We start from the raw sequence: 25,996 nt of genomic DNA, 5'->3' as shown, positions 1-25,996 counted from the left end.
CATAAATTATTTTTGATATGTCTCAAAATGTTCCTTCAAGATTGCGCTGCCGTAAATCAGTGCCTCAATGACGGTGATGAAGAAGCTGACCGGAAGATCGGTCACCCAGCTCAGAACAAGGCCGAACCAGATTCCGAACAGAGCGAACAGGAAGTTGAGCACGATCATCTTTTTCAGCGTGTGCGCAAAATACTTGGCTGCCGATGCAGGAATCGTCAGTAAAACGAAAATCAGCAATGAACCGACGATCTGCGCCGTGATGCTGATCGTCAGCGCAAGCATGATCAAGAAGATGATTGAAATCGACTTGTTGAAACGCTGATTATATTCGGCGCCTTGCGAATCAAACGAGTTGTAGGCCAAGCGCTTGAACAGCAGGAAAATGACCAAAAGCAAAAAAATGCTTAATCCGACCAGAATGTCAATGCTTGAGCGATTGATTCCGACGATGCTCCCGAAGAGAATGCTCGTTGCATAATTGGCCTGCTTGTTTGAAAGGGATAGAAACAAAATTCCGAGTCCGAGGAAAAGACCGGAGAAGACGCTGATTGAAGATTCGCGCCGGCCGAGCTTTTCGCCTGAAAAACCGATCAGGAGGGCAGACGAGCAGGTGAACAAAAGCATCCCTGCAAGCGGTGAAATGCCGGCAAAGACGCCGAACGAAGCACCGGAAAAACCGATTTCGGACAACGTGTGCGTGAAAAACGAAGTCTGGCGCGCCACGACGAAGACGCCCATGACGCCGCAGATCAGTGCAATGAAAATCCCGGCAATAAAAGCATAGCGCATGAAATCATATTGGAGCATCAGTTCTTGTCCCCCTTGTTGATAAGTTTTCCCGATTTGTCTGCCAAATGCAGTTCGTAGTCGGCATAAGCGGCAATCAATTCAGGATCGTGCGTGATGAACATGATGGTCAGGCCATGTTCCTTCATGACGTTGCGAAGCATTTTCAAGAGTTCGTGCTTGCTTGTCTGATCAAGACTCGCGGTTGCTTCGTCTAAAATCAAAAGCTTCGGATTGGCACAAAGAGCCTGGGCGAGATAGGCACGTTGCTTTTCCCCGCCGGAAGCGCGTCCGAGCGGTCGGTCGGCAATTTTTGTCAAATTGGTTTCAGAGAGGATGGCGGCCAGTTTTTCTTTGGCTTCTTTGTTCAAAAAAATGCTGTTGGTTTTGAGCCCGAAAGCCGCAAAATCACGAATGCAAAGCGGATATTCGTCATCAATGCTTCGAAGCTGCGGCACGTATTGAACCTGATCTCTTGAAACCATGAACTTGGCGTGTTCCTCGTAGTCATGCGATAAATCCGCTAGGAGATGCTTGATCAAAGTCGTTTTGCCGACGCCGTTTTCACCCGTGATACAGGTCAGTTTTCCGCGCGGAATTTCAAATGACAGATTTGAAAAAAGCGTTCGGTCGGGGATTTTCAGATTCAGGTTGGTCACTTTCAAAATAGAATCCATAGTCGTTCTTCTTTCCGATTATTTTTCGATTTCTGCAATTTGACGATATTCCGATTGCAGCCAATTGAAATAGTTCTTTCCTTCTGGCAGCGTCTCCGTTACCTTGACAACCGGGATGTCGTGTTTTCTGCAAAGATTTACGATGTTTTTGACGGTCGTGCCGTCGCTTTGAACATTATACACGAAAAAGGCGATTTCTTTTCGCTTGATTCTATTTTGCAGATTCTTGATGTCCGTATATGACGGATCGCTTTCTTCTTCGACTGCCTTGGCAAAGTGAGCGTTTGCGACTTTGTAACCCATTTTTTCAAGTGAGTAGTCAAAAACCGGCTCCGAAACGGCCACTGGCTTCTCAATTCTTTCAGCTCTGATTTTTTCGAGTTCGCTGTTCAGTCTGGCGACTTTTTTCTTGTAGGCAGCGGCATTTTGCTTGAATTCAGCTTTTTTTGACGGCATTTTTTTTGAAAAAACATTGACCAGTTCATCCGCAAGCCTTGACATCGTTTCAGGATTGTACCAGAGGTGTTCGTTTTGCCCCTCTTTGACGTTCATCAATTCGGCAGCGGAAACGCTCTTTTTGTCCGAAAGTTTTTTGATCCAGTCGTCATAGCCGGCGCCGTTTCTGATGATGACGTCGGCATTTGCGGTTTGTTTGGCCGTTTTGGTCGTTGCTTCAAAGTCGTGCGGGTCGATGTTCGGGTTGTCGATAAGGGACGTGACGGTTCCGTTTTTGCCAAGGACCGCCTTGGCAGTTTCTCCGTAAAAATCCAGAGTCGAAACCACTTTCAGTTTGTCAGAGCTGCTTTTTTTGCTTTGGTTCGCGCATCCCCCGAGAATAAGCAGCGTACAGATCGTCAAAAGACATAATGAGAGCAGATGAGTTCTTTTATTCATGCATAATTCCTTTCCTTAACAGCGTATCTGAGTTTTAGTTAGTAATTGTTACGATTAAAATCATAACCGCCCAAAATATGACTGTCAAGCAAGAAACGTTGATATATCAACCTTATTACGATTTAGCCAAAAACGGTATTACGATGTTAAGCGTAATAAGAGGAGTAAGATTACGATTTAAATTTTTTTGAATTTTTGAATGAAACATTCGGCAATCAGTGATTGAGGAAACGTCTCGACCCCGAAAGCGTCTTCTGGTTTTTGGCAGTCCGCGTCAGGCACGAAGAATTGCGCTGAAGACACAAAAAACCTCCGTATGGGGAAATACGGAGGAAAAAAGGAGTATGTGTTGTAGCTGCAGACTGGGGAAAGTCCGCAGCATTATCAGCTTTCCGACGCATCTGAAAGGGGAGAATCAGATGCGGGTGTATTCAAATTTTGGTGTTCTACTTCAAGCTGTAATTTAATTGTACACAATGGATTTAAAGAAAATATATCGAATTATTTAAGAATTATTTAAGGCAATAATCAGAATCGCCTATTTCAAAATCATCACAATACTGTATAAATTCCAAAGGGGTCATTCCGAGTCGTTTCAACAGAAGAATAAATGACAAAAAATCGATGTTTCCGGATTCTTCAAAGCGAGACAAGGTTGATTGCGAGACGATGCCTGCTGCAACCTGCTTTTGCGACAAGCCCTGTTCTTTGCGAAGCAATTTAAATATTTTCCCATAATTCATAAATCTGCCCCCCAAAAAAATAATATGCAAATATGAATAATCAAATCAACAATTGAGTTAATTATAGTATAATGACACATGTAGTAATGTTACAAAAAGATTAAAAATGAGGGAGTGTTTTTTATGAAGAAGAGAAATTTATTAGTGGCTGTTATCTTAGGAGTATTGCTTCTTTTTGCTAACTTTGGTTCCGTAGCATCTGCTGCTAATACGTCATACGTTCATTTTGAATTCAGGTGGAATAGTCCATATGATGCAACATATAGGCAACAGAAATGGACTAAGTCTTATATTTATTTTAAATCAACTAAGTGCACCCGTCCTTGGTATACAGTTACGCCATACATTCACAGTTATTTAGTTGGCGGAAAGGGAAACACTTCTATTGGTAGTTCTAGAAGAATATATGGAAACCACACATATTATATAACTAATTATGCGGTTGAAAAATACGGCAAAGGAAACAACGTTTGGCTTGAAGCATCATCTTGGGGGAATGGAAGTGCCTATGGAACTTGGCATGCAGATTGTGGAAAATATTAATATAGATTTGGAAAAAGCATCATTCTTTCATTGATAGGAAGTGAAATCGTGTATTTTGTAAAGCGTTCCTTTTCCAGAAGGTACCTTTCGGGTTTTTTGCTCGGACTGATAGTCGTTTTATTGCACGTTGTTTTTGCGGTCGGCTTTCTCCGCATGCAAATCGGCGAATTCAAAAACAGTCCGGAAGCATTTTGTCCGTACTATAAATGGATTATGGCAGACACGTTTTGGAGCCTCATTTTTTCGTTGATGATTCCGTTCATGGCAGCGCTCGGAAACAGTCAGATGACGTATGATGACGCAAACAGCGGCTTTATCATGCACGTGCTGCAGAAAAAGGGCAAAATCGGCTATGTGCTCGGTTCGCTGACTTCGGTTTATGCGGTCACGTTTATCGAGACCGTGCTTGTTTTGGCGGCAGACGTCATGTTTGTTTTTTTGCTGCTGCCGAACGTTTTGCCGGATCAAGTGCTGAATTCAGGCGAAGGCTACAGTCGTTTGTTCACGTATCACGTTGAATGGATGTACTCTAAACCATTTAAATTGATTTTGTTTTATATAATTCTGTCAGGGTGTGCGGCAGGATTGTTCGGAATGCTGACGGCCGTTTGCGGACTTTATTTTTCAAACAGGTTCACGGTCATGTTCAGCGGCTTTATCATCGGGTTGATCTTCTTCGTGCTGGCCAATCAGAAAATCGTCAATCTGCCGTCGTTTTTGCTGGTGCTTCCGGTCATGTCGCAGATGTACCTGCCGTCGCTTGGATGCTTGGCGGCCTTTTATCTGGTCTGCGTCGCGCTGCTTTTTGTCTTTCAGATTGTCGGGGTAAGAAAGCATGCAAGCATATAAGTATCTCTTGAAAAAAACGTCGAAAAAATCGCGCATCAAGGCTCTTGTTTTGGGATTGGCCGTTTCGGTTTTGACTTTTGCGTCCGTTCTTTCAAAATGCAGGGCCAATATTGCAATAGGGAATAAAGGCGACACTGAGCTCGGCAGAATGTTCGTTGCGAGTTTTTCGAATCTTCAGTATTGTGAATTGGGACTGTTTCCCGTTTTTTCGGCCATTTTTTTGCTGTTGTTGACTGATTGCGGATTTGAAAGGGAAATGTTTGTGTTGAAACAGCCTGAAAAGATCGGACGTTTGACAAGGTCGAAGGTCTTTTTAGCCTGTTTCATCCTGACTTCTGGCGCCATTTTGGGCCTGTTGGTTTTTGCAATCTTTTTTGGCGGCAGATATCAGGTGCAAAAAACAACCTTCTTCTGCCTGGCAGGAGATTTGAGTTTGTTTTTTTTAGCCTGGTTTGCTTTCGGGTGCATGACGTTTGCTTTGGAAAACGTGCTGTCAAAACCTTTAACGTGGCTGTTGTTTCAAATCGTGTTTTTGATTGAAGCCAAAACGTTCGAATTTTTTGGCATTTCCGTTTGGATCATGCGCGGTTTGCTGATTCCCGATGCAACAAGCTTTGGCTTTTTTGAATTTGCATTGGACTGTTTGATCAATGCAGGCTATGCCGTTTTGGCGTCTGAAATTTTCAAGAAGACTCTTTTTAGAAGGGAGCGCTTGAGTTGAAAGTTTTTGGAAAACTTTTTTCAAGAAACATGAAACTGATGCTCGGAAACGTTTGGCGCCGCGAACTGATCATGCTTGTTTTGTGCGCCATTGCCGTTTTTCAGTATTCCAAAATTGGACAAAGGCCGCTTTTAAGCGACGTGATGCAGGGTATTTCAGATTTCAGAGGCAATCCGTACTTTCCGATGTCATGGTTTTTGATCGTGATTTTTAATCAGGTCGTCATCGGTGATTCCTTTCGCAAATTGATTTTGCATGACTATCCGTTGGTCGCAAGCATCAGTCTTGGCAAGTATCTTTTTTGTTCGGTTCTGAATCTGTTTTCGGTCGGAGGAGCAAATGTTTTGCTGCTGTTGGTTATGACGAGGCATCATTCTCTGCATTTTGCATGGACCGCAGTGTTTTGCCTGCTCTTGTTTTTAGCGTGCTTTGCCTTCCTGACTCTGATTTTTTCGCCCGTAATCTGCGAAGGGCTAGTCGTCGTCATTGCGGTTTTGACAATTTTTGCCGATGGGATGCCGTTTTTTGACCGGTTGATGTTTGTCAGAGGAACGGCGATTTTGCCAGGGGATGTTTTGGCAGCATTGCTAATGCTGATCATCATCGCTTGGTGCGGTTTTAGAATCAAGCAGTTGGATTTTATTTGAGGTGATTTTTGATGAGCAGCATCGTAAAAATTGAACACGTAACTAAAAAAATGAAGAGCCTTGTGGCTTTGGACGATATTTCGCTTGAAATTTCCGAACCGGGCATTTACGGCTTCGTTGGTCCGAACGGGTCCGGTAAAAGTTTGATCTTCAAGACGATTCTTGGCTTTTTGAAACCTGATTCGGGGCAGGTTTTCGTGCACGGAAAGAAGCTTCGAAAAGACATCCTGTTTGCCGAAGATACTGGGTATTCAATGGTCGAATATGCGGCCTTGGCCGACAAGACCGGCAGGCAGAATCTGGAACTGATGGATATTTTGGCGTCTGAAAAACACGATTTGGACAAGCTTTTGAGATATGTCGGGCTCGATCCGAACAATCAGAGAACGTACAAGGAATACTCGCTTGGGATGAAGCAGCGCTTGCTTTTGGCGATGGCGATGCTGTCCGATCCGAGTCTTCTGATTTTTGACGAGCCGACCAATGCTTTGGACGAAGACGGTCAGGAATTTTTGAAGCGACTCGTGCTTGAACAAAGAAAACGCGGCAAAACCTTGCTGATTTCCAGTCACGACAAGACGTTCATCACTGACGTAGCGGATAAGATCTATTACGTGAGCGAAGGCAGGATCAAAAAAGAGGCGGTTAATTGCGATGAAAAAATTGACGAATAAAGGCTTTGTCGGCATCGGACTCGTCTTGTTGGCTTTGGTTTCGGCAGGTCTCTTGTTAGTTCGGCATGAAAATGCAGCGCTGGCCCGACAGTATAAAATCGTTCGCTGCAGCGCAAAGGCTGGAACGAAACTTTTCGGCAGGCAGATTGAGATTGAACGCTACGTTGAAAAGGTCGAACCGAAGAAGGTTTGTTTCAAACTGATCGTGAACAGCCAAAAGGCGCAATCTCTGGAAAATCTGCAGCTGGTCAATACGCCTGAAGGAACGGTTGATTATTTTGACTCGTACAAAGTCAACGGCAAGGCTTCGGAAGGACTCAGGCTCAAGCCGGGCAGAAACGTCATTGAAGGAAAAATCAATAAGGAAGACTTTGGCAAAAAAGGCGTCAAGACCGTGCTGTGGTACAAGCTCGGCAAAATGAAATATGCTGAATATTTTTTTGAATGATGAGGAAAATATGGCCCGAAGTGAAAAACCGGTTGATTTGCAGTTGATTGCAAATCTAAACCGGTTTTTGCGTATGCATGACAAGCTCCTGCTGCGATGAAAACAGCCAAAAGAGGGCGCTTTCAGTAACCTAGGGATGGTATTTACGGACAGAGCACCATTTTTTGCTGATTTGTCCGTAAGCAAAACGTATTTTACGGACAAACGGCCGTTTTTGCCCATTTTGTCCGTAAACGGCAGTGATTTTGACAAATGCAGTGCTGCACATAATCTGCTCAATTACTGCACCTGACCTCGGTTACGGGCAAAACGTTGATTTCTGAGATTTGCTCGTAATCTGAGGCCACACTACTTTGGCAAAGGTAACTGAGTAGAACATTTTCTCAATTTTGGATGATTTTGTTCTACTCTCAGGGCAGCGCGGGCCGAATTTGGAGTCGGCGGTAGAACATTTTCTCAATTTTGGATGATTTTGTTCTACTTTCGAGGCCGCGCGGGCCATATTCGGAGAGCCCGGTAGACAAAAATCACACATTTCCCCCATTTTTTGCCTACTTTCGAGGTCACACGGGCCATATTCGGAGAGTCCGGTAGACAAAAAAGAGGCATTCACTCCGTTTTTTGTCTACTTTCGAGGTTGCGCGCCCCAATTTCAGAGTGTCCGGTAGACAAAAATCACACATTTCCCCCGTTTTTTGCCTACTTTCGAGGTCACACGGGCCATATTCGGAGAGTCTGGTAGACAAAAAAGAGGCATTCACTCCGTTTTTTGTCTACTGTCCCTCGAGATTCAATGTTGGTTACGGGCAAAACGGCGATTTTTAAGATCTGCCCGTAATCGAAAGGATGACAGCAGGATTTTGCTGAGAAAAATGGACTAATGTATCTGAATGATTTCTGAATGTGGCTGACGACGCTGGATTTCTCATAGAAAAATGCTTTATGAAGACTTGTAGACAAAAGTCACGCTATTTTAACAATTTTTGTTTGTCGTCACGCCCGCTCTTGTCACTCGCGTTTCCAAAAGCAGAACAAAATTCCCCAAAATTGAAAAAATTTTCTACCGTCCAGCCCAAATCCGTCGTCCACGGCCCCCGGCAACCGCATAAAACAAAATCATCCCCGTTTCAGCGCAGAAGCAGAGACGAGGATGATTTGCAGAAAAAAACTCCACGATTGGGGAACCGCGGAGAAAAAGGAATATTTATCCAAGCGGCTTAGGGAGACCGCTTGAATCATCACTTACTTTTTAGGGGGGAGTAAGTGAAATATGTTTGTTGTTATTAGGTATGTTTTAAAGATAAACTAAACTTATGAATGACTTGTGAATTAAACAAGAGCTTTAAGTGAACTTTGCTAGAAGTTAGTTGCCCTTTTTTAAGTTCTTTGATAAAAAATTTAAAGCAATGGTCAAGGAATATGGCGTAAAGAACGCATCGGAACCGTGGTCGCAATTTTCAAGCGCGTAAAAATCGGCACAATGATCGGTCTGTCTGAGTTTTTCATACAGCATCACGCTTTGAGAAAACGGCACCATGCGATCCTTTTTACCGTGCATGATCAAAAACGGCGGCAGCTTTTTTGAATCGATATAGTTCAAGGCACTGGATTTTTCAAGAAGATCAGGCACCGTGCGGATATTGACGCCGCCAAACAGCAGGCCCGTCGGACTTTTTTCGCTTTCATGATCATGGTTCGTCGGAAATTCCTGCATGCGCGAGAAGTCGATTGGCCCGTAAAAATCGACGCAGGCGCGGTAGTGCAGCGGGGAAAAGCGCACGTCTTCGTCTGAAAATTCCTGCATGTTGCCGGTAACGCAAGCCATGACTGAGGCATATGCGCCGGATGAGTCGCCGAAGCATGCGTAGCGATACGGATCGACGCTGTACTCGAAAGCGTGATTCAACATATAGCGCGTGGCAGTCTTCAAATCCTTGATTTGCGCCGGAAAAATTCCCGTCGGAGTCGGACGATATTCGACGATTGCGACAACGTAGCCATGTTTTGCGACCTCAATCAGCGGAACCAGGTGTCTGGTGAGGTTTTGTCGTTTAAATGCAGAGCCCTGGGTATACATGATAAGAGGATAATGCTTCGTTTCAGTTTCTTCGTGAGCGGGTACGATGATTGTCAAATGCAGAGCCTGACCATCTTTGACGGCATAACAGACGTTTTGAATCACTTGCGGATAAAAAGGACTCATCGGTTCGTTTAGAGTTTTCATTCCTTCGGGCGCCAAAGGAGAGGACGGAAATTCGTCAAATGAGTATTGTTTCAAGGAATCACGACCTTTCAAAAATTCTTTAGTTCAATCATAGCTTTTTAAGTAATTTTTTGCCATCAAATTTATAATTAAGAGTTGCCGTAAAGGCTTGTTTTTCATTAAAAAATAACTTACTATTGTAGGTAGCGTGTGAAACAAGGCGCTTGCGTCATGTTTCACAAAATTTGAGAAAATGCAAGAGGAAAATGATGACACCAGAAGAATTTCGTCAAGCATTGGCTGCACGAGGTGTTGAACTAAGCGACCATCAGATGCAGCAATTTGCGGATTATTATGAATATCTCGTCGCCGTGAACGAGCACGTCAATCTGACGGCGATTACCCAAAAAGATGAAGTCTATCTCAAGCACTTTTACGATTCTCTGATTCCGGCATTGACCGTCAAAGATCTTCAGACAGAAGCTTTGACGCTTTGCGACGTGGGAGCCGGTGCCGGGTTTCCGTCGATTCCGATGAAAATCGCATTTCCGAATCTTAAAGTAACGATCGTTGACTCGCTTAATAAGCGAATTCGTTTTTTGAACGATCTTTCGGAACGACTGGGGTTGGAAGAAGTCGAATTTCATCACGGCAGAGCTGAAGAGTTTGCCGGCAAAAAGAGCAAGCATCGCGAAAGCTATGACGTCGTGACGGCAAGAGCCGTTGCGCGTCTGTCGGTTTTATCGGAGTATTGTCTGCCTCTTGCAAGAGTCGGGGGTCGTTTCATCGCGCTCAAGGCGCAAAAGTCGGAACAAGAACTTGAAGATGCGGAGTATGCGATTGAAAGTCTCGGAGGAAAGCTGGTTGACGATGCCGTTTTTCACCTTCCCGAAACGGATGACGTGCGTCATATCATTACAATCGAAAAAATCAGGCAGACTCCGAAAAAATATCCTAGAAAGGCCGGGACGCCAGCCAAGATGCCGCTTGAAAAGCCTAGAGCATAAGGTAAAGGAGCGATTTGTATGCCATTTTCTTTTTTTAAGGGCAATAATAAGAATCAGGAAAGCATCGAAACGCCAAAAGATGACAGGGACCGCGTTGAAAAAATCGCCGTTTCTTTGATCGTTCCCAATCGCAATCAGCCTCGCAAGATTTTTTCCAGGGAAAGCATCGGAGAACTTGCCGAAACGATTCAGAATCACGGCCTTTTGCAGCCGATTATTCTGAGAAAATGCAGTGACGGAAAGTATGAAATTATTGCCGGAGAACGCAGGTTCAGGGCCGTCTGCTCGCTTAAATGGGAAAAAGTTCCTGCTATCGTGAAGGAAATGGGCGATCGCGAATCCGCTTCATTTGCAATCATCGAAAATCTCCAAAGGGAGGGACTGACTGCAATTGAAGAAGCACAGGCATATAGTCGGCTGATGGAACTCAATCAGCTGACGCAGCAGGATCTCGCAAAGGAAATCGGCAAGAGCCAGTCATTCATAGCCAATAAGTTGCGTCTTTTGAAGCTGTGCGATAAAGTAAAAGAAGCAATTATGAACAAGTCGATCAGTGAACGACACGGCAGGGCAATGAGCGGACTTGAAAAAGGACAGCAGATTTATGTTTTGAATGAAGTCGCGGCCAATCACTTGTCCGTTAAAGAAACGGAGAAACTCGTCAAAAGCCTGCGCGAAAAAGCGGAAAGAAAACCTGAGAAAAAGCGCGTCAGAGGCGTCGTCAAGGACGTCAGAATCGCAATCAATACCGTTAAGGGCGCGGTCGACATGGTGCAGAAAAACGGCGTCGACGTTGTAATGCATGAGGAGGACAACGCTGAATTTCACAGGATAATTATTGATATTCCAAACAAAAAACAATAAGGGGGATTAAAAGTGGGTACTATCATTGCAGTTGCAAATCAAAAAGGCGGCGTCGGCAAAACGACAACCAGCGTCAATCTGGCCGCATGTTTGACAGATTTGGGGCAAAGGGTTCTTCTGATCGACATGGATGCTCAGGGAAATGCCACAAGCGGAATCGGAATCAAAAAGCCTGACATCAAGCAAGATGTATATGATGTTTTGATCAATGACGTTCCGCTTGAAGACGTTGTGATGCATACGCAACGTCAAAATCTGGACGTTGTTCCGGCAACGATTCGCTTGTCGGGTGCCGAAATTGAGCTTACTTCGCAGATGGCGCGCGAAAAACGCCTGGCCGATGCGTGCGTTTTGGCAAAAGATGCATATGACTACGTTTTGATCGACTGTCCGCCTTCGCTGGGTCTGCTGACGATCAACGCTTTTACGACCTGCGATTCGATTCTGATTCCCGTTCAAAGCGAATATTACGCTTTGGAAGGGTTAAATCAGCTGATGAATACCGTCAAGCTCGTTCAGCGTCACTTCAACCCTGATTTGAAAATTGAAGGCGTCTTGATGACGATGCTTGATTCGAGAACGAACCTCGGAAATCAAGTCGTTGAAGAAGTCAAAAAATACTTTGGAGACACCGTTTATCAGACGATCATTCCAAGAAACGTGCGTTTGTCGGAAGCTCCAAGCTACGGACTTCCAATCGTCGATTATGACGAAAAATCAAAAGGCGCAATTGAATATCAAGCTTTAGCAAAGGAGGTTTTGGCTGCTCATGCCTCAAAGGAAAAATAAAGGACTGGGTCGCGGACTTGACGCATTATTCACTGAATTTGACGAAACGGCAACGGCTGACGAAACAGTTGTCGAATTGAATCTTAGTGATATCAGATCAAATCCGTATCAGCCGCGTAAAACATTTGATGAAACAAGTTTGTCGGAACTTTCTGACTCAATCAGAAAACAAGGCGTTTTTCAACCGATCATCGTTCGTCAGTCAAAGGTTTCCGGATATGAGATCATTGCCGGCGAACGCCGCTATCGTGCTTCCAAGATGGCCAAAAGAACAACGATTCCTGCAATCGTGCGCGATCTGAACGAAGAAGAAATGATGGAAATCGCCGTGTTGGAAAACCTTCAAAGAGAAGATCTGACACCGCTTGAAGAAGCTCAGGCATACAATACGCTGATGGAAAATCTGAATCTTACGCAAGCGCAGGTTTCAGAAAAACTCGGGAAATCTCGGCCGTACATCGCCAACTATTTGCGCTTGCTGAGTTTGCCGAAAGCCGTCAAAGACTTCCTGCAAAAGGGCAGTCTCTCGATGGGACAAGCCCGGACGCTTCTTTCGGTAAAAGACAAGAAGAAATTGGTTGCTTTGGCAGAAAAAACCGTTAAGGAAGGCTTAACGGTGCGCCAATTGGAAAGCATCGTCAATGAACTGAACGGTGAAAGGGACAAGCAAAAGAAGGTCAAGAAACCGGAAAAGCTTTCGCCTTATTTGAAACATAGCGAAGAGCTTTTGCGTGAAAAATTCAGTACGAAGGTTTCAATCAAGAGCAGTCAAAAGACAGGCAAAGGCAAGATCGAAATCGATTATCTTTCAAATGATGATTTGAATCGCATTCTTGAAATCTTGGACATTACATTGGATTAGGGGTGTCTTTTATGTACGATTTGCATGATATTGTCGAGATGAAAAAGCCGCACCCGTGCGGAGAAAACCGTTGGGAAATTATCAGAATGGGAATGGACATTAAGATCCAGTGCACAAAATGCGGTCGCTTGATCATGCTGCCAAGACGCGAGTTCGACAAAAAAATGAAAAAAGTTTTGGAGAAAGCTCCAAGGGAAGATTAAATTAAGAAAGAGTGGAAAAACAAAATGGCATTAACAGCAGGTATCGTCGGATTGCCAAACGTTGGCAAGTCGACACTATTCAACGCGATTACGAAGGCTGGTGCCGAAATGGCCAACTATCCCTTCGCAACGATCGATCCTAACGTCGGAATGGTTGAAGTTCCGGATGCGCGTTTGGCTCGAATCGATGAAATCATTCCGGCAAAGAAAATCGTGCACACGACGTTTGAATTTACCGATATTGCGGGAATCGTCAAAGGCGCAAGCAAAGGCGAAGGTCTTGGCAACAAGTTCTTGGAAAACATTCGTCAGGTTGATGCAATCGTGCATGTCGTCCGTGCATTTGATGACGAAAATATCACGCACGTTTCTAATAAGGTCGATCCGTTGGACGATATCGACACGATCAACATGGAACTTGTTTTGGCCGATCTTGAATCCGTCAACAAACGTTATGTGCGCGTTGAAAAGGTTGCTCGCACTCAAAAAGACAAGGATTCGATTGCGGAATTCAACGTTTTGTCAAAAATCAAGCCTGTTTTGGAAGAAGGCAAGCCGGTTCGCAGTCTCGAATTCGACGATGATGAGCAAAAAATCGTCAAAGGATTGTTCCTGTTGACGTCAAAACCCGTGCTTTACGTTGCAAACATTGGCGAAGACGACATGGCCGATCCCGATTCTTGCGAATATTACCAACAAATCAAAAACTTTGCCGAATCAGAAGGCTCGCAAGCTTTGGCCGTTTGCGCTCGAACGGAAGAAGAAATTGCCGAACTCGATGATGACGAAAAGCAAGAGTTTTTGGAAGCCGAAGGCGTTGAAGAATCCGGCCTGGATCGTTTGATCAAAGCTTCGTACAAGCTGTTGGGCCTGGCAACGTTCTTCACTGCCGGCGGCAAGGAAACGCGCGCCTGGACTTTCAAGCAAGGCATGAAGGCGCCTCAAGTAGCCGGCGTCATCCACTCTGACTTCGAACGTGGATTTATCAGAGCCGAAACGGTTTCCTTTGAAGATCTTGACAAATACGGCAGCATGCAGGGCGTGAGAGAAGCCGGCAGATTGCGCCTCGAAGGCAAAGATTACGTCGTTCAGGACGGCGACATCATCGAATTCAGATTTAACGTCTAATGGGGAATTCGATGCTTGGACTTTGAGTCAAAGGCAGATTTGCCAATGATTGAAAGCATTGGCATTCGCCCAAAACAATGAAATTGTGATATAGTATTTCCTGTCTATATCGATGAAAGCTGGCTTACGAGCAGAAAGTGGGAGGATTTTCCATTGGCAGAAGAAAAGAAAAATGCAAAAGCAGCAGAAAAGCAGGCTGAGGTTCGTGCTGAAAAAGCTGTTGAAGAAGTCGAAGTTACGGTTCGTGACGGGCGCTATGCCGGTTTGACGAAGCGCAACGAAGATTATATGTACCATTTAGGCAAGGCCTTGGATAAGAAAAATTATGACCAAGAGAAAAAAGAAAAGGTCCTTACCGAAATGTACCTCGAACTTAAAGAAAAGCAGCGTCAAGGCATTGTCGCAACAAAACTTTATGGTACCGTGACGGAACGCTGTGAGAAAATCGTCAGCGGCGAGTCTTTGGATGATAAGAAAAAAAATGGCATGCCAAGCTACTGGGTCATGGCGCTTGACAACGGCCTGATCATGTTCATTATGTTCTGTATCCTGTATGCCGTGATGGGCTTCTTCTCCAAAAATCAGCCGGATATGAACGGCGGTTGGATCACGCTGATTGCGACATCGGCAATTGCCGGTTGCGGTCTGGCCTTCTTCTATCGAATGATGGCAGACAATTCCAAGACAAAGAGCAAAAAGAAGAAGTTGACTCGCGGGATTCTGGTAACACTGGAACTGATTGCAATTTGGATGATCGCTTTTGGAATTATCGCATTCATTCCTACAAGCATCAACCGTACGATGAGTCCGATCGTTTACGCTATTTTGGGCGTGGCAGGCTACTTTGTAAGAAGATATCTGAAGGGCAAATTGCATTTCCAAAATATGGCATTTTAGGACAAGGTGTGAAGACCAGCCGCTTAACAAGGCGGTAGATAAGGAGGGGCGCTAGCGATCAGCGAAAGCGCAGTCGCGACGCGGCACGAACTTATCATGAGCCTTGTTGCTGGTCTGAGCCTGATTATGAAGGTGTGGAAGCGAGCGGTCATGAGCCCGTACGCAACTGAATGATGATTTTAAATCCGTGCCAGTGATGGCGCGGATTTTTCATTATAGGATCTGCATTCAGCCAAGTGCAGTGTTCGTGCTCCCGAAAGTAGCCCAAAATCCTGTATTTCCCCAAAAAGACGCCAAACGATCGCAAAGAAGACGCAGATTTTTGATTTAGGAAATAATATCCGAAAAAGTTCACTTTTCACTTGACGGACATAGCATGTTTGTTAGAAAATTCAAGATGAGGAGTTCTCGTAAATTACAGAGAACTAAGAATAAAGTATAGAAGTTGGGGTAATTATGAGGAAAGTGGTTAAATTCGGCGGAAGCTCTCTTGCCGATTCAAAGCAGTTTGAAAAGGTCGGTAACATCATCAGTGCCGACGAATCAAGATTATACGTTGTTCCAAGCGCTCCTGGCAAACGTTTCTCAAAGGACACGAAAGTCACGGACATGCTGATCAAGGCTTATGAAATTACGGTTGAAGGCGGCGACTTGGGCGAACAGCTGAAGAAAATCAAAGCACGATATGATGAAATTATTGACGGACTTGGACTTGAGATGACGCTTGACGATGAATTTGCGACAATTAAGGAGAATCTTGAAAAAAATCCTTACCTTGACTATGCTTCTTCTCGCGGAGAGTATCTGAACGGAAAGGTCCTTGCAAATTATCTCGGTTTTGAGTTCATCGACCCTTATGAAACGATTTTTTTCAACGAAGAGGGGCAGCTGAATGATTACAAGACCAACAAGGTTTTGAAAAAGCGCCTTGAAGAGGTTGAACATGCGGTGATTCCCGGTTTTTACGGACAAGGAAAGGATGGACGCGTCAAGACGTTTTCGCGCGGCGGATCTGACGTGACGGGGTCAATCGTGGCTGCTGCTGCCGGGGTCGATGTTTATGAAAACTGGACCGATGTTTCAGGATTTCTTGTTGCCGATCCGCGTATCGTGGAAGATCCAGAGACAATCAGCACGATCACGTATCGTGAGCTGCGCGAGCTTTCATACATGGGAGCATCCGTTTTGCATGAAGAAGCAATTTTCCCGGTTCGCTCAAAGGGGATTCCGATCAATATCAGAAATACGAATCGTCCTCAAGATGAGGGAACATGGATCGTTGAAAGTACGGCCAAAAAACCTGCATATACGATTACCGGAGTTGCCGGCAAAAAAGGCTTTTGTTCGATTACGATTACGCAGGCCTTGATGAATTCTCAAATTGGCTTTGGACGCAGAGTGCTGCAAGCATTTGAAGAAAGCGATATTTCGTTTGAACATATGCCTTCCGGAATCGATACTCTTTCAGTCGTCGTACATGAAGACGAATTCCTGCTTAAAGAACAGGAAGTCATGGCCCGTCTTCACAGAATGACCGAACCGGATTCAATCGAAATCGAATCGGATCTGGCATTGATTGCGGTCGTTGGTCGCGGAATGAAGTCTCAAAGCGGGACTGCGGCAAGACTTTTTGCCGCACTGGCCAACGCAAACGTCAACATTCGCATGATTGACCAGGGATCTTCAGAATTGAACATTATCGTCGGCGTTGCCAATAACGATTTTGAAGCCGCAATCAGGGCAATCTACGAAAATTTTGTGGCGCGTGTGTAAAAGCTGTCAGACAATCAGAACACTGACGATATGTGAATGGTGTAAAATATGGATAATCTCATTAAACAATTAGAGGCATTTGTTCCTTACAACGAACAGGAAGAACGCGATTTATCCGTGATGCTTGACTGGGCCAGGTGCGGGGCGGACGTTTTGACAAGAAAGAACAAAACGGCTCATTTTTCCGCTTCGGCATGGATCGTATCACCGGATCGAAAAAGTACCTTGATGTGCTTTCACAACATTTACAACTCCTGGTCGTGGATGGGCGGACATGCTGACGGCGATGCTGATTTAAAGCACGTCGTCGTAAAGGAAATAGGCGAAGAGTGCGGCCTTTCCCCGGACAAGCTGCATTTTCTGGATGACGGCATATTCTCCGTCGAGATTTTGACGGTCAACGGGCATGAGAAACGCGGAGAATACGTGCCTTCCCATCTGCATCTGAACGTGACGTATCTTTTGGAAACTGATCCTGCATTTGACCTGCAAAGCAAACCTGACGAAAACAAGGCGGTTTCCTGGATCAGGATTGCAGATCTCTCAAAGCGCGTTTCCGAACAATGGATGAATGAACGAATTTATTCAAAACTCGTTAAAAAAATTGCCGCAGCGGATTAGTTGAAAGAGGCTTTGAAAAAGTCCCGGTTCTTACTTGAATTAAATGAAATGCCGAATGAAGGTGGTCAGGTTGCGACTGCTTTTGTCCGCATTTTTAAATACAGTGCTCGCTAAATCAGCGCGCAAAATCCTCACGTTCTGACGGAGCATATCTTTTGAGTGCTTTGATACATGGAAAAAAACCGATTATTTTTGCTTATTTCCATCATAACAGGCGCTTATCTTGCATACGAAAAAAAAACGGATCAGATTTGCAATTGATTGCAAATCTGATCCGTTTTTTCAATTTGAGGCAGAGTTTTCTCAAAGACTCTTTTTTACAAAAATTTGGAGCTTCCGCATGACGAACCGCAAAGAAGAATCGCCGAAAATAAAAGCGCTTGCACAATCGGCTGGTTTTGCATAAAATAAAAGTGATATAGCGATTGATTAGAGGGATGTTCATGGATATTGAGAAACTGCTTGCACTTTTTCCGAAAGCAAATTTTGGCGAAAAACAGGCCGGGGCGATTTCATTCAGGCAAGGGGATGCCTTTTTGAATATTCCCGCAGCTGAACTGTCGGAAAAAGAGCGAAAGATTTTGGAAATTTTCTTGGGGAAAACAGATGATTTTGAAGTCGAATGCGGAGTATGGCAGGATTATCTGACGAAAAAAAGCAATGTTAAACCAATCAAGCGCGGCAAGGTCAGGTTTATCCAATATGAGATACACTCCTTGAACCAAGCTGAGTTTGACATGGAGATGTTCAAAAAGGCTTTTTCCGCACTGTTTCCAAAAGAACCGGAAGCTGTTTTCTTTTTGTCAAAGAACAGCGGCGTGGCGGTTGAAAAAATCAATGCTGCAAGTTTTGACAAAGAGGAGTTTAAGGGAATAATTCAGGCGCTTGATGCCGATCTTGGTGCAAGCTGCCGTGTATTTGTCGGACATATCTGGAATCATAAGGATGATTTGCGCGAACTTTTTTCCTCAGAACGGCGGGTTTTTTTGACGGAAAATCCGTCTGAACAGGTTTTTGATCTGTCCGAAGTAGCGCTTCATTACTATTGTCATGAAATGACCTCAAAAAGTCCGCTTGCCCAAAAATACCATCAATTGATTTCTGAAGACCCGCAGCTGAAAAAGATCGTCGTTGCCTTGTATCATGAAAAAGGCAACGTTTCATCAGCGGCAAAAAAGTTATATCTTCACAGAAACACGCTTCAGTACAGAATAGACAGACTTCGTCAGGAGACCGGACTCAATTTGCGCCGGATGGATGACCTGGTTTTTTGCTATCTGATGCTGCAGTGACCATGGACGCTTTTGAGTGGTGCGGAAATTGAAAAGGAACGCTTTTAGCAGCTTGCGTCGTCTATGCAACCGTTTTCGTAAAAGTGCACAAAGGTTGCTGAATTTTTTGTGCAACTTGTGCTAGTCTAAAGAAAGCCTTTTCAATATAATTGTAAGCGTAAACATGATAAAAGACAGGTGAAAAAAATGGTTGAATTGAATTTAAGACATATTTACAAGCATTATGATAATGCCGAAGACGGTCAATATTCCGTAACCGACTTCAATTTGGACATCAAGGATCGGGAATTCATCGTTTTTGTCGGACCGTCAGGCTGCGGTAAATCAACGACCTTGCGCATGATTGCCGGCTTGGAAGACATTTCCAAGGGCGAATTTTTGATTGACGGTCGCGTTGTTAACGATGAAGCACCAAAGGATCGCGACATTGCCATGGTTTTCCAAAACTACGCCTTGTATCCTCACATGACTGTTTATGACAACATGGCATTTGGTTTGAAACTGCGCAAGTATGACAAAGGAGACATCGACAAGCGCGTTCATCATGCCGCAAAGATTTTGGGACTGGAGGAATATCTCCAACGCAAACCGGCCGCTCTTTCCGGCGGTCAGCGTCAACGTGTCGCCTTGGGTCGCGCAATCGTGCGTGACGCGCCGATTTTCTTGATGGACGAACCGCTCTCAAACCTTGATGCCAAGCTTCGCGTCTCCATGCGCGCAGAAATCGCCAAGCTGCATCAGCAACTTAAGACAACGACGATTTACGTTACGCACGATCAGACTGAAGCCATGACGATGGCCGATCGCATCGTCGTCATGCGCGACGGCAAGATTCAGCAAGTCGGAACTCCGCAAGAAGTCTACGATCATCCGGCAAACGTGTTCGTTGGCGGGTTCATCGGATCACCGGCAATGAACTTCTTCAACGTGACGCTTAAGGACGGTAAAATTACCGATGATGGCAACAACTTTACGTTGTCGGTTCCAGAAGGATGCTTGAAGGTTTTGAAGGATAAGGGCTATGACGGAAAAGAAATCATCTTCGGCATTCGTCCGGAAGACATTCATTCAGAACCTGCCTTCCTCGAAACGTTCCCTGAGTCTGTCGTCAACGCTGAAGTTGTCGTTTCAGAACTTCTTGGAGCTGACTCGCAGCTTTACAGCCGCGTCGGCAATACGGAATTTGTTTCAAAGGTTGACGCGCGCGACTACCTTGCGCCAGGATCGAAGGTTCAAATGGGCTTTGACATCAACAAGGCGCACTTCTTCGACAAAGACTCGGAATTGTCCGTATATTAAAATCAGACCCCTAGTATTTCAAAGAGGCTTCGGAATGTTCCGTAGCCTCTTTTTGTGTATTTTATAAAATGCAGTGCGTTCTCTCAGACGAGGATTTGTGTCACTTGAGCGCAAATAATGACCGCTTGAACCGAATTTGTTTACAGCAAATTTGAAAAATGGTTAAATTAAAAACGTAAAGAGGTGAGATGATGAGGGTTCGAGTTGAGATCGGCACTGATGTTTCGGAAAAAGAAATTGTTTTGAGAACGAACGAGTACGATGAAGAGGTTGAACGGATGCTTTCTTTGCTGCAAAAGATTCAAAAGACGCCGCAGCTGATTTTTTATAAGGACAGCACGGAATATTTCTTTTCCGCGGATAAAATTTTGTTTTTTGAAACAAGCGAAAGGCAAGTTTACGCTCATACGAAAAATGATGTTTTTGTCGTTAAGCACAGGCTTTACGAATTGGAGGGTATTTTGAGCGGAAAATTCATGCGGATTTCCAAATCGACCATCGTCAATCTCAGTCACGTATACGCTTTGACGCAGTCTATTTCAGGATGTTCGATTCAATTTGCGAATACGCACAAGCAGGTTTACGTGTCTAGAAGATATTACAAGCTGCTGCGTGAACGCATGAAGGAAGTGAGGGAAAAAATATGATGAGAAAAAAATTTTGGGGCGTGCTTTTGATTTTAGCCGCGATTGCTTTGGTTATCAGTCGCCTGGGTTTGAAATACAGCGTGCCGCTAGGTTTTTGGCAGATTGTCGGAACGTTGTTCTTCGGTGCTGGACTGATTGAGGGGCTGAGCAAAAGGAAAATCGGAACGAGCGTTTTTTCGATTGCTTTTTTGCTGATTATTTATCAAGACCAGCTCAATCTGCGAAGCGTCGGATCCTGGACGATTCTTGGGGCAGCACTGCTGATTACGATCGGGTTGAACATGATTTTTAAGCAGCATTTTCAGTTTTGGTATGAAAATGTTTCATCAGGCAAAAATTACATTATTAATGGGGATAACGGAAAAGAGGAAGAAAGCAAAGAATATGAGGAATTTACCGAAAATGAGGTTGGATCGACGATCAAAGTCAATTCATTTTTGAATACGACGTCGCGATATGTTCAATCGCAAAATCTCAGACGAATCAACGTCAAGGCCAATCTTTCGGACGTCAATCTGTATTTGGACAACGCCATGCTTCAGGACGGGCATGCAACGATCAAAGTTGACGTTTCTTTAGGCGACGTCAACATTTACGTGCCGAGGTCATGGGATGTCAACAACAGCGTCGATGCTTCTTTGGCAGACGTTAAGTTTGTCGGCATGCCGTCCGGCGAAGGAACCCAAAACCTTAAAGTCGAAGGAAGCGTCCGCTTGGGCGACGTCAAGATTCACTACGTATAATTTTAAGCGGAGATGATGCCGCACTGGATTTTCTAAAAAGGTTCCTCTTGATTAAATGAAATGCCGAACGATGCGGGTCGATTTGTGACTTGTTTTGTTCGGCATTTTCTCAATTTCGATACGTGAAATCAGTTTCTTTTGCAAAATGCAGTGCTGCGAATCTGTCGTCAAGGACCGTTTACGGGCAAAATATCGATTTTTGAAATATGCCCGTAAAATGCAGCCCTCGGTTACGGGCAAAACGTCGATTTTTGGGATATGCCCGTAAAATGCAGCCCACGGTTACGGGCAAAACGTCGATTTTTGGGATATGCCCGTAAAAGCCAGCCCACGGTTACGGGCAAAATGTCGATTTTTGGGATATGCCCGTAAAAGCCAGGCCACTGATTACGGGCAAAACCCCGATTTTTGAAATATGCCCGTAAAAATCCGGCTCCTCGGTTACGGGTAAATCCTCGATTTTTGAAATCTGCCCGTAAAAGCCATCCCACGGTTACGGGCAAAATGTCGATTTTGGTGATATGCCCGTAAAAGCCAGTCCACGGTTACGGGCAAAATGTCGATTTTTGGGATATGCCCGTAAAAGCCAGTCCACGGTTACGGGCAAAACGCCGATTTTTGGGATATGCCCGTAAAAGCCAGTCCACGGTTACGGGCAAAACCACGTTGTATATAAAACCTGGATGATTCGCAATAAATCGCAAGGCATCATGATTTTTTGGCTGTCTTAAAGGTTATTGGTAGCGCAATTATTTATTTCTGTGCTATCCTTAGGTAAATAGTTAATAAACATGAAGCTGTTGGTTACAAAAGAAGGAAAAGCAGCATTTGCAGTCGGAATCGTTTTGATTTTGTCGGTGCTTTTTGTGAACCGAAATCCGGCAGATAAAAAACGTGAGCTTATCATTACCATTAGTTATCAATTATGTGATGCGATATAATCGTAAATTGATAAAGGATGGCGATTGTTATGGAAACAATTCAACACAAATTTAATTGGTCAGTTTGGTTGTAGGTGTTATTTTGTTTGTGGCAGGCATAGTCACATTCATTCATCTTGGTACAACGCTTGAGTTCATCTCTATTATCATAGGTGTAACGGCAGTTGTTAAGGGCTTGTATGAATTATGGTTCAAACACGTTCTTGATACGACGACCGAAGAAAAGACGCTTGGTCTTTTTGCAATGGGAATCGTTGCTCTCGTGCTTGGCTTCCTGTTCATTTTCAAAGCTGCAACTGGTGCCCAGGTCGTAGCGTATATCTTTGCTTTGTGGTTCATCTTCGACGCAATTATTCAGCTTGCTACTTCAAAGAAGTTTAAAAACGCCGGCAAAGCACACTACGTCTGGATGATCGCATTGAACGTCATTGCCTTGCTTTTAGGCATCGCATTGTTGTTCAATCCGCTCCTTGCCAGCATCGCAATCGTGTGGATTGTTTCAATCTACTTGGTTGTCACAGGCATTTCTCAATTTATATCTGCATTTTAATTTGTCTGCGAACGAGCCCCGTTTCGGTTTGAAACGGGGTTTTTTGTTAAATTCAGTGCGGCATCCTGATTCCGAAAACGAACGCGGATTTTTTGAAAAATGCAGTGGCGCAACCTGATTTCAAAAAACAAATGAGGATTTCATCTCTGCATCTGTCAGAAAAATTGGGGGATGTGCTCGCATCGAAAATGTGACGTCTTACGGTTTCTTTTTGACCGCTTGGTTCAAGATGCTTGTAATCAAGCAAAGTTTGAGAATATAATAGTTCCATCAAGCAAACAAAGGGGGAATTTAGCTATGAAAGAAAGGGCAATTGAAGTTTCGAACCTCAAAAAATATTTTAAAGACGTCAAAGCCGTCGACGACATCAGCTTTTCGGTCGAACAAGGCGAACTGTTCGGTTTTCTCGGCGTCAACGGTGCCGGAAAATCTACCGTAATCAATATTTTGTGCACCTTATATAAAAAAGACGGCGGAAGCGTGCGTGTTTTGGGAAACGAAGTCGGAAAGGACGATGAAAAAATTCGGCAGGACATCGGGATGGTTCATCAGGAAAATTCCCTTGATGAGCTGCTGACGGTCAAGGAAAATCTGCAGATTCGCGGGGGGCTTTATGGCGAGACTAAAGAAAATCTCAGGAAAAATTTTGACAAGGTCGTCAAACTTCTTGGGTTGAAAGATGTTTTGAACAGACCGTACGGAAAACTTTCCGGAGGTCAAAAACGCAGGGCAGAGATTGCGGCGGCACTGATGCACGAACCCAAGATCCTGTTTTTGGACGAACCGACGACGGGACTTGATCCGGCAACGAGAAAGAATGTCTGGGAAGCAATCGTTTCTTTGCAAAAAGAACTTGGGATGACCGTCTTTTTGACGACGCATTACATGGAAGAAGCTGCCAATGCAAAGCACGTCTGCATCATCGATCATGGCAAGGTGCTGATGGCCGGAACGCCATTTGAGTTGAAGAATACATATGTCAAAGACGTTTTGCGACTTTATTTTGAACCGGAAAAAAAGGATGAAGTCAAAGAGTCTGCAGCAATCAAAGCTCTGCATTTGACAAAGGAAACAGGCGACATGATCGAAGCAGAACTTGAATGCACGAAGGACGCATTGGACGTTTTGGAGAAAATCAGAGGAGAAATCAAAGGTTTTGAAGTCGTTCAGGGAACGATGGACGATTTGTTCATCAACGTGACAGGGGGAAATAAAAATGCATAAATTTTGGAATTTGGTGAAGAGACATTGTTTGGTGTTCCTTCGCGACAAGACTGCCGTGTTCTTTTCGTTTTTGGCGATGATCATCATCATCGTGCTGATGGGCGTCTTTTTGTCCAAGATGAACGTTGACAGCATTTTGAGCCTTTTGGAGCAATTTCGTCATTCAAAAGCAACGGCAACGGACAGGAAGAATGCGACGGAACTCGTTTATTACTGCATCTTGGCCGGAATTTTGATGACGAATTCGCTGACCGTATCCACCAGCGTGATCGGAATATACATCGACGACATCAAGAGTCATGCGATTGATTGCTTTTATTCGGCACCGATCAAGCGCAGCATTGTCTCGTTGTCATACATCGCAGCGGCAATGATGGTTTCGATGATGATGTGTTTGGCAACTCTCGGCGTTTTTTTGGCATTTATTGTTTTAGACGGCAGAGAGATGCTTTCGCTGACGAGTCTGCTGAAGGTCATCGTGGGAATTGCGCTCAACGTCGTTTTGTTTTCGATCGGCGCGTACGGAATTTCGCTTGGGCTCAGAAGTTCAAAGAGCTGGTCGACGTTTGCAAGCATTTCCGGAACGCTGGTCGGATTTCTGGGAGGAGTCTATTTGCCTATGGGCTTTCTTCCAAAAGGCGTTGCGAGTGTTTTGAAGTTTTTGCCTTTTTTGCACGGCGCATCGATTTTGCGCAAAAGCTGCGTCCAAGCCGCATTGGATAAGACGTTTGCCGGTTGTCCGTCAGAAATTGCGACAAATTATCAGGAATATGTCGGCATTACCGTCAAATCCGGAGGACACGTTTTGAGCACGGCTGAACAGGTCGGAATCATGACATTGTGGCTCGTTGCAGTGTTGGCAGCCGTTTTTGCAATTTCGCGGAGGAAGCATTTGAACAGATGAAAATTACAATACTGCCCGCAGATGACGGGGAAGAGGAAATCATTATAAAATGCAATGCCCTTACCAGGGAAATGCTCAAGGCACTTGAACAGTTCCGGGGCGGCATCAATCAGCTGGCTCTTTATAAGGGAAATGAAATCAGGCTGATGGATGTTTCTGAAATCTATTACTTTGAATCAGTCGACAATGTCGTTTTTGCCTATTGCAAAGATGAGGTCTATGAGACGAAGAGCCGCCTGTACGAGCTGGAGGAAAAGCTGTCCATGACAAGTTTCATGCGCTCAAGCAAGTCGATGATCATTAACTTAAACAAGATTGAAAGCCTTTCACCGATAATCAACGGCCGCTTTCAGGCCTTGTTGAAAAACAAGGAAAAAGTCATGATTTCCCGGCAATACGTCGGAAAGCTCAAGGAAAAATTAGGATTGTAGGTGGATGAGATGTTCAAGAAGAAATTAGCATTATATTTTGAAGTCTACAAGCGGGTGACGACCTGTGTCGTCTTTGCCGTTGCCGTCTATACGGCAGTTTTCTGGGGGGCCGGTGTCAGCTTCAGTCCGTGGATCTTCTGGCAGGTAATCCTCATAGCGGCCATTACGAGTCTGGGATCTGTCTTCTTAAGCGATGAAGGCAATATTTCCAAAAGAAGAGCGTGGGCAGAAAGCATCGCATATTTTGCATACGTCAACGTTTCAGTGATGGTTCTGGGATATTTCTTTGGATGGTATTACTTTAACTGGCCAATGGTGATCTCGATGGAAGTCATTATTTCAGCCATCTACGTCACTGTTTCGTTTTTGAGCTACTGTTCTGACTGCAGGACCGCTGACAAGCTGAATGAAGGCCTGAAAAAATATCAGCGGGATCATGAGAAATGAGACTGGGAAAACCTCCTTTTTACCGCTTGAATTGAATTAAATGCCGAACAAATGAGGTCGTAATTCGACTGAGTTTGTCCGGCATTTTTCAATTCTGAGACATGAAAGCCTGTTTTTTTAAATGCAGTGCTGCGCATTTCCTGCTCAATCAGGGCGTCGAGACGGGATTACGGGCAAAATGTCGATTTC

29 protein-coding genes are annotated in these 25,996 nt (G+C 44.5%); 24 read left to right on the top strand and 5 right to left on the bottom strand.

Translation table 11 applies throughout. The annotated features are described in order from the left end of the window. Positions 1–6: 6 nt before the first annotated feature. From LRC_RS09545 to LRC_RS09530, 4 genes are all read right to left on the bottom strand, one after another. Positions 7–807: a metal ABC transporter permease gene (locus LRC_RS09545; RefSeq protein ID WP_014074221.1), complete on the bottom strand. Its 801-nt coding sequence runs from the start codon at positions 805–807 to the stop codon at positions 7–9. After that, positions 807–1,463 carry a metal ABC transporter ATP-binding protein gene (locus LRC_RS09540; protein WP_014074220.1) on the bottom strand — a complete coding sequence of 219 codons (657 nt, stop codon included), beginning with the start codon at positions 1,461–1,463 and terminating at the stop codon, positions 807–809. The genes LRC_RS09545 and LRC_RS09540 overlap by 1 nt, the downstream gene beginning before the upstream one ends. Before the next feature lie 18 nt (positions 1,464–1,481). Beyond that, complete coding sequence (locus tag LRC_RS09535) at positions 1,482–2,357, bottom strand: metal ABC transporter solute-binding protein, Zn/Mn family (RefSeq protein ID WP_014074219.1); 876 nt, start codon at positions 2,355–2,357, stop codon at positions 1,482–1,484. Between the two features lie 512 nt (positions 2,358–2,869). Beyond that, positions 2,870–3,100, bottom strand: coding sequence for a helix-turn-helix domain-containing protein (locus LRC_RS09530; protein ID WP_041820184.1), 231 nt, complete (start codon positions 3,098–3,100; stop codon positions 2,870–2,872). Between the two features lie 123 nt (positions 3,101–3,223). On the opposite strand from LRC_RS09530, the gene LRC_RS09525 reads away from it, so the two are divergent. The 6 genes from LRC_RS09525 to LRC_RS11615 are packed head-to-tail and all read left to right on the top strand — an operon-like array spanning position 3,224 to position 6,982. Beyond that, positions 3,224–3,643, top strand: a complete 420-nt coding sequence (locus LRC_RS09525) for a hypothetical protein (protein WP_041820182.1) — start codon at positions 3,224–3,226, stop codon at positions 3,641–3,643. A 48-nt stretch (positions 3,644–3,691) separates the two neighbouring features. Then, positions 3,692–4,492 carry a hypothetical protein gene (locus LRC_RS09520; protein WP_014074218.1) on the top strand — a complete coding sequence of 267 codons (801 nt, stop codon included), beginning with the start codon at positions 3,692–3,694 and terminating at the stop codon, positions 4,490–4,492. Beyond that, a complete protein-coding gene (locus LRC_RS09515; protein ID WP_014074217.1) occupies positions 4,479–5,213 on the top strand; it encodes a hypothetical protein in 735 nt (244 codons plus the stop codon). Before LRC_RS09520 ends, LRC_RS09515 begins: the two co-directional genes overlap by 14 nt. Continuing rightward, positions 5,210–5,860 (top strand): hypothetical protein, encoded by a 651-nt coding sequence (locus LRC_RS09510; protein ID WP_014074216.1) that lies wholly within the window; start codon positions 5,210–5,212, stop codon positions 5,858–5,860. The genes LRC_RS09515 and LRC_RS09510 overlap by 4 nt, the downstream gene beginning before the upstream one ends. Before the next feature lie 11 nt (positions 5,861–5,871). Beyond that, entirely contained in the window at positions 5,872–6,534 is a 663-nt protein-coding gene (locus LRC_RS09505; protein ID WP_014074215.1) for an ABC transporter ATP-binding protein, read from the top strand. After that, a complete protein-coding gene (locus tag LRC_RS11615; protein WP_014074214.1) occupies positions 6,515–6,982 on the top strand; it encodes a hypothetical protein in 468 nt (155 codons plus the stop codon). The genes LRC_RS09505 and LRC_RS11615 overlap by 20 nt, the downstream gene beginning before the upstream one ends. A 1,363-nt stretch (positions 6,983–8,345) precedes the next feature. Here the strand turns inward: LRC_RS11615 and LRC_RS09495 are convergent. Further along, positions 8,346–9,206, bottom strand: a complete 861-nt coding sequence (locus LRC_RS09495; protein WP_014074213.1) for an alpha/beta hydrolase — start codon at positions 9,204–9,206, stop codon at positions 8,346–8,348. Positions 9,207–9,454: 248 nt separating this feature from the next. On the opposite strand from LRC_RS09495, the gene rsmG reads away from it, so the two are divergent. The 18 genes from rsmG (at position 9,455) to LRC_RS09400 (ending at position 25,807) form a co-directional block, all read left to right on the top strand. Beyond that, positions 9,455–10,192, top strand: coding sequence for a 16S rRNA (guanine(527)-N(7))-methyltransferase RsmG (rsmG, locus tag LRC_RS09490; RefSeq protein WP_041820178.1), 738 nt, complete (start codon positions 9,455–9,457; stop codon positions 10,190–10,192). Positions 10,193–10,210: 18 nt separating this feature from the next. Further along, on the top strand, positions 10,211–11,056 hold the full coding sequence (gene noc / locus LRC_RS09485) for a nucleoid occlusion protein (RefSeq protein WP_014074211.1): 846 nt from the start codon (positions 10,211–10,213) through the stop codon (positions 11,054–11,056). A 12-nt stretch (positions 11,057–11,068) separates the two neighbouring features. Next, the gene (locus LRC_RS09480) at positions 11,069–11,845 is read left to right on the top strand and encodes a ParA family protein (protein ID WP_014074210.1); all 777 of its coding nucleotides are present in this window, start codon (positions 11,069–11,071) and stop codon (positions 11,843–11,845) included. After that, positions 11,826–12,707 carry a ParB/RepB/Spo0J family partition protein gene (locus LRC_RS09475; RefSeq protein WP_014074209.1) on the top strand — a complete coding sequence of 294 codons (882 nt, stop codon included), beginning with the start codon at positions 11,826–11,828 and terminating at the stop codon, positions 12,705–12,707. The genes LRC_RS09480 and LRC_RS09475 overlap by 20 nt, the downstream gene beginning before the upstream one ends. Positions 12,708–12,718: 11 nt before the next feature. Next, on the top strand, positions 12,719–12,910 hold the full coding sequence (locus LRC_RS09470; RefSeq protein ID WP_003694727.1) for a DUF951 domain-containing protein: 192 nt from the start codon (positions 12,719–12,721) through the stop codon (positions 12,908–12,910). Positions 12,911–12,934: 24 nt separating this feature from the next. Beyond that, the gene (gene ychF, locus LRC_RS09465) at positions 12,935–14,038 is read left to right on the top strand and encodes a redox-regulated ATPase YchF (RefSeq protein WP_014074208.1); all 1,104 of its coding nucleotides are present in this window, start codon (positions 12,935–12,937) and stop codon (positions 14,036–14,038) included. Between the two features lie 153 nt (positions 14,039–14,191). Next, positions 14,192–14,935: a DUF1129 family protein gene (locus LRC_RS09460; protein ID WP_014074207.1), complete on the top strand. Its 744-nt coding sequence runs from the start codon at positions 14,192–14,194 to the stop codon at positions 14,933–14,935. A gap of 456 nt (positions 14,936–15,391) precedes the next feature. After that, positions 15,392–16,708, top strand: a complete 1,317-nt coding sequence (locus tag LRC_RS09455) for an aspartate kinase (RefSeq protein ID WP_014074206.1) — start codon at positions 15,392–15,394, stop codon at positions 16,706–16,708. A gap of 48 nt (positions 16,709–16,756) precedes the next feature. Further along, positions 16,757–17,329 carry an NUDIX hydrolase gene (locus LRC_RS09450; RefSeq protein ID WP_014074205.1) on the top strand — a complete coding sequence of 191 codons (573 nt, stop codon included), beginning with the start codon at positions 16,757–16,759 and terminating at the stop codon, positions 17,327–17,329. Between the two features lie 443 nt (positions 17,330–17,772). After that, positions 17,773–18,621, top strand: coding sequence for a PucR family transcriptional regulator (locus tag LRC_RS09440; RefSeq protein WP_014074204.1), 849 nt, complete (start codon positions 17,773–17,775; stop codon positions 18,619–18,621). Between the two features lie 186 nt (positions 18,622–18,807). Beyond that, positions 18,808–19,920: an ABC transporter ATP-binding protein gene (locus tag LRC_RS09435; RefSeq protein ID WP_014074203.1), complete on the top strand. Its 1,113-nt coding sequence runs from the start codon at positions 18,808–18,810 to the stop codon at positions 19,918–19,920. Positions 19,921–20,111: 191 nt separating this feature from the next. After that, a complete protein-coding gene (locus LRC_RS09430; protein WP_014074202.1) occupies positions 20,112–20,567 on the top strand; it encodes a LytTR family DNA-binding domain-containing protein in 456 nt (151 codons plus the stop codon). Beyond that, the gene (locus LRC_RS09425; protein ID WP_014074201.1) at positions 20,564–21,310 is read left to right on the top strand and encodes a LiaF transmembrane domain-containing protein; all 747 of its coding nucleotides are present in this window, start codon (positions 20,564–20,566) and stop codon (positions 21,308–21,310) included. Before LRC_RS09430 ends, LRC_RS09425 begins: the two co-directional genes overlap by 4 nt. Before the next feature lie 996 nt (positions 21,311–22,306). Next, complete coding sequence (locus LRC_RS09420) at positions 22,307–22,801, top strand: HdeD family acid-resistance protein (protein ID WP_014074199.1); 495 nt, start codon at positions 22,307–22,309, stop codon at positions 22,799–22,801. A gap of 297 nt (positions 22,802–23,098) precedes the next feature. Beyond that, a complete protein-coding gene (locus LRC_RS09415) occupies positions 23,099–24,025 on the top strand; it encodes an ABC transporter ATP-binding protein (protein ID WP_014074198.1) in 927 nt (308 codons plus the stop codon). Next, positions 24,018–24,929 (top strand): ABC transporter permease, encoded by a 912-nt coding sequence (locus LRC_RS09410; RefSeq protein ID WP_014074197.1) that lies wholly within the window; start codon positions 24,018–24,020, stop codon positions 24,927–24,929. Before LRC_RS09415 ends, LRC_RS09410 begins: the two co-directional genes overlap by 8 nt. After that, the gene (locus LRC_RS09405; protein WP_014074196.1) at positions 24,926–25,360 is read left to right on the top strand and encodes a LytTR family DNA-binding domain-containing protein; all 435 of its coding nucleotides are present in this window, start codon (positions 24,926–24,928) and stop codon (positions 25,358–25,360) included. The genes LRC_RS09410 and LRC_RS09405 overlap by 4 nt, the downstream gene beginning before the upstream one ends. 9 nt (positions 25,361–25,369) lie before the next feature. Continuing rightward, the gene (locus LRC_RS09400; RefSeq protein ID WP_014074195.1) at positions 25,370–25,807 is read left to right on the top strand and encodes a DUF3021 family protein; all 438 of its coding nucleotides are present in this window, start codon (positions 25,370–25,372) and stop codon (positions 25,805–25,807) included. Positions 25,808–25,996: the final 189 nt, after the last annotated feature.

The organism is Ligilactobacillus ruminis ATCC 27782 (genome assembly GCF_000224985.1).
GTDB classification, from domain to species: Bacteria; Bacillota; Bacilli; order Lactobacillales; family Lactobacillaceae; genus Ligilactobacillus; species Ligilactobacillus ruminis.
This window is presented reverse-complemented; position numbering and strand designations above follow the sequence as displayed.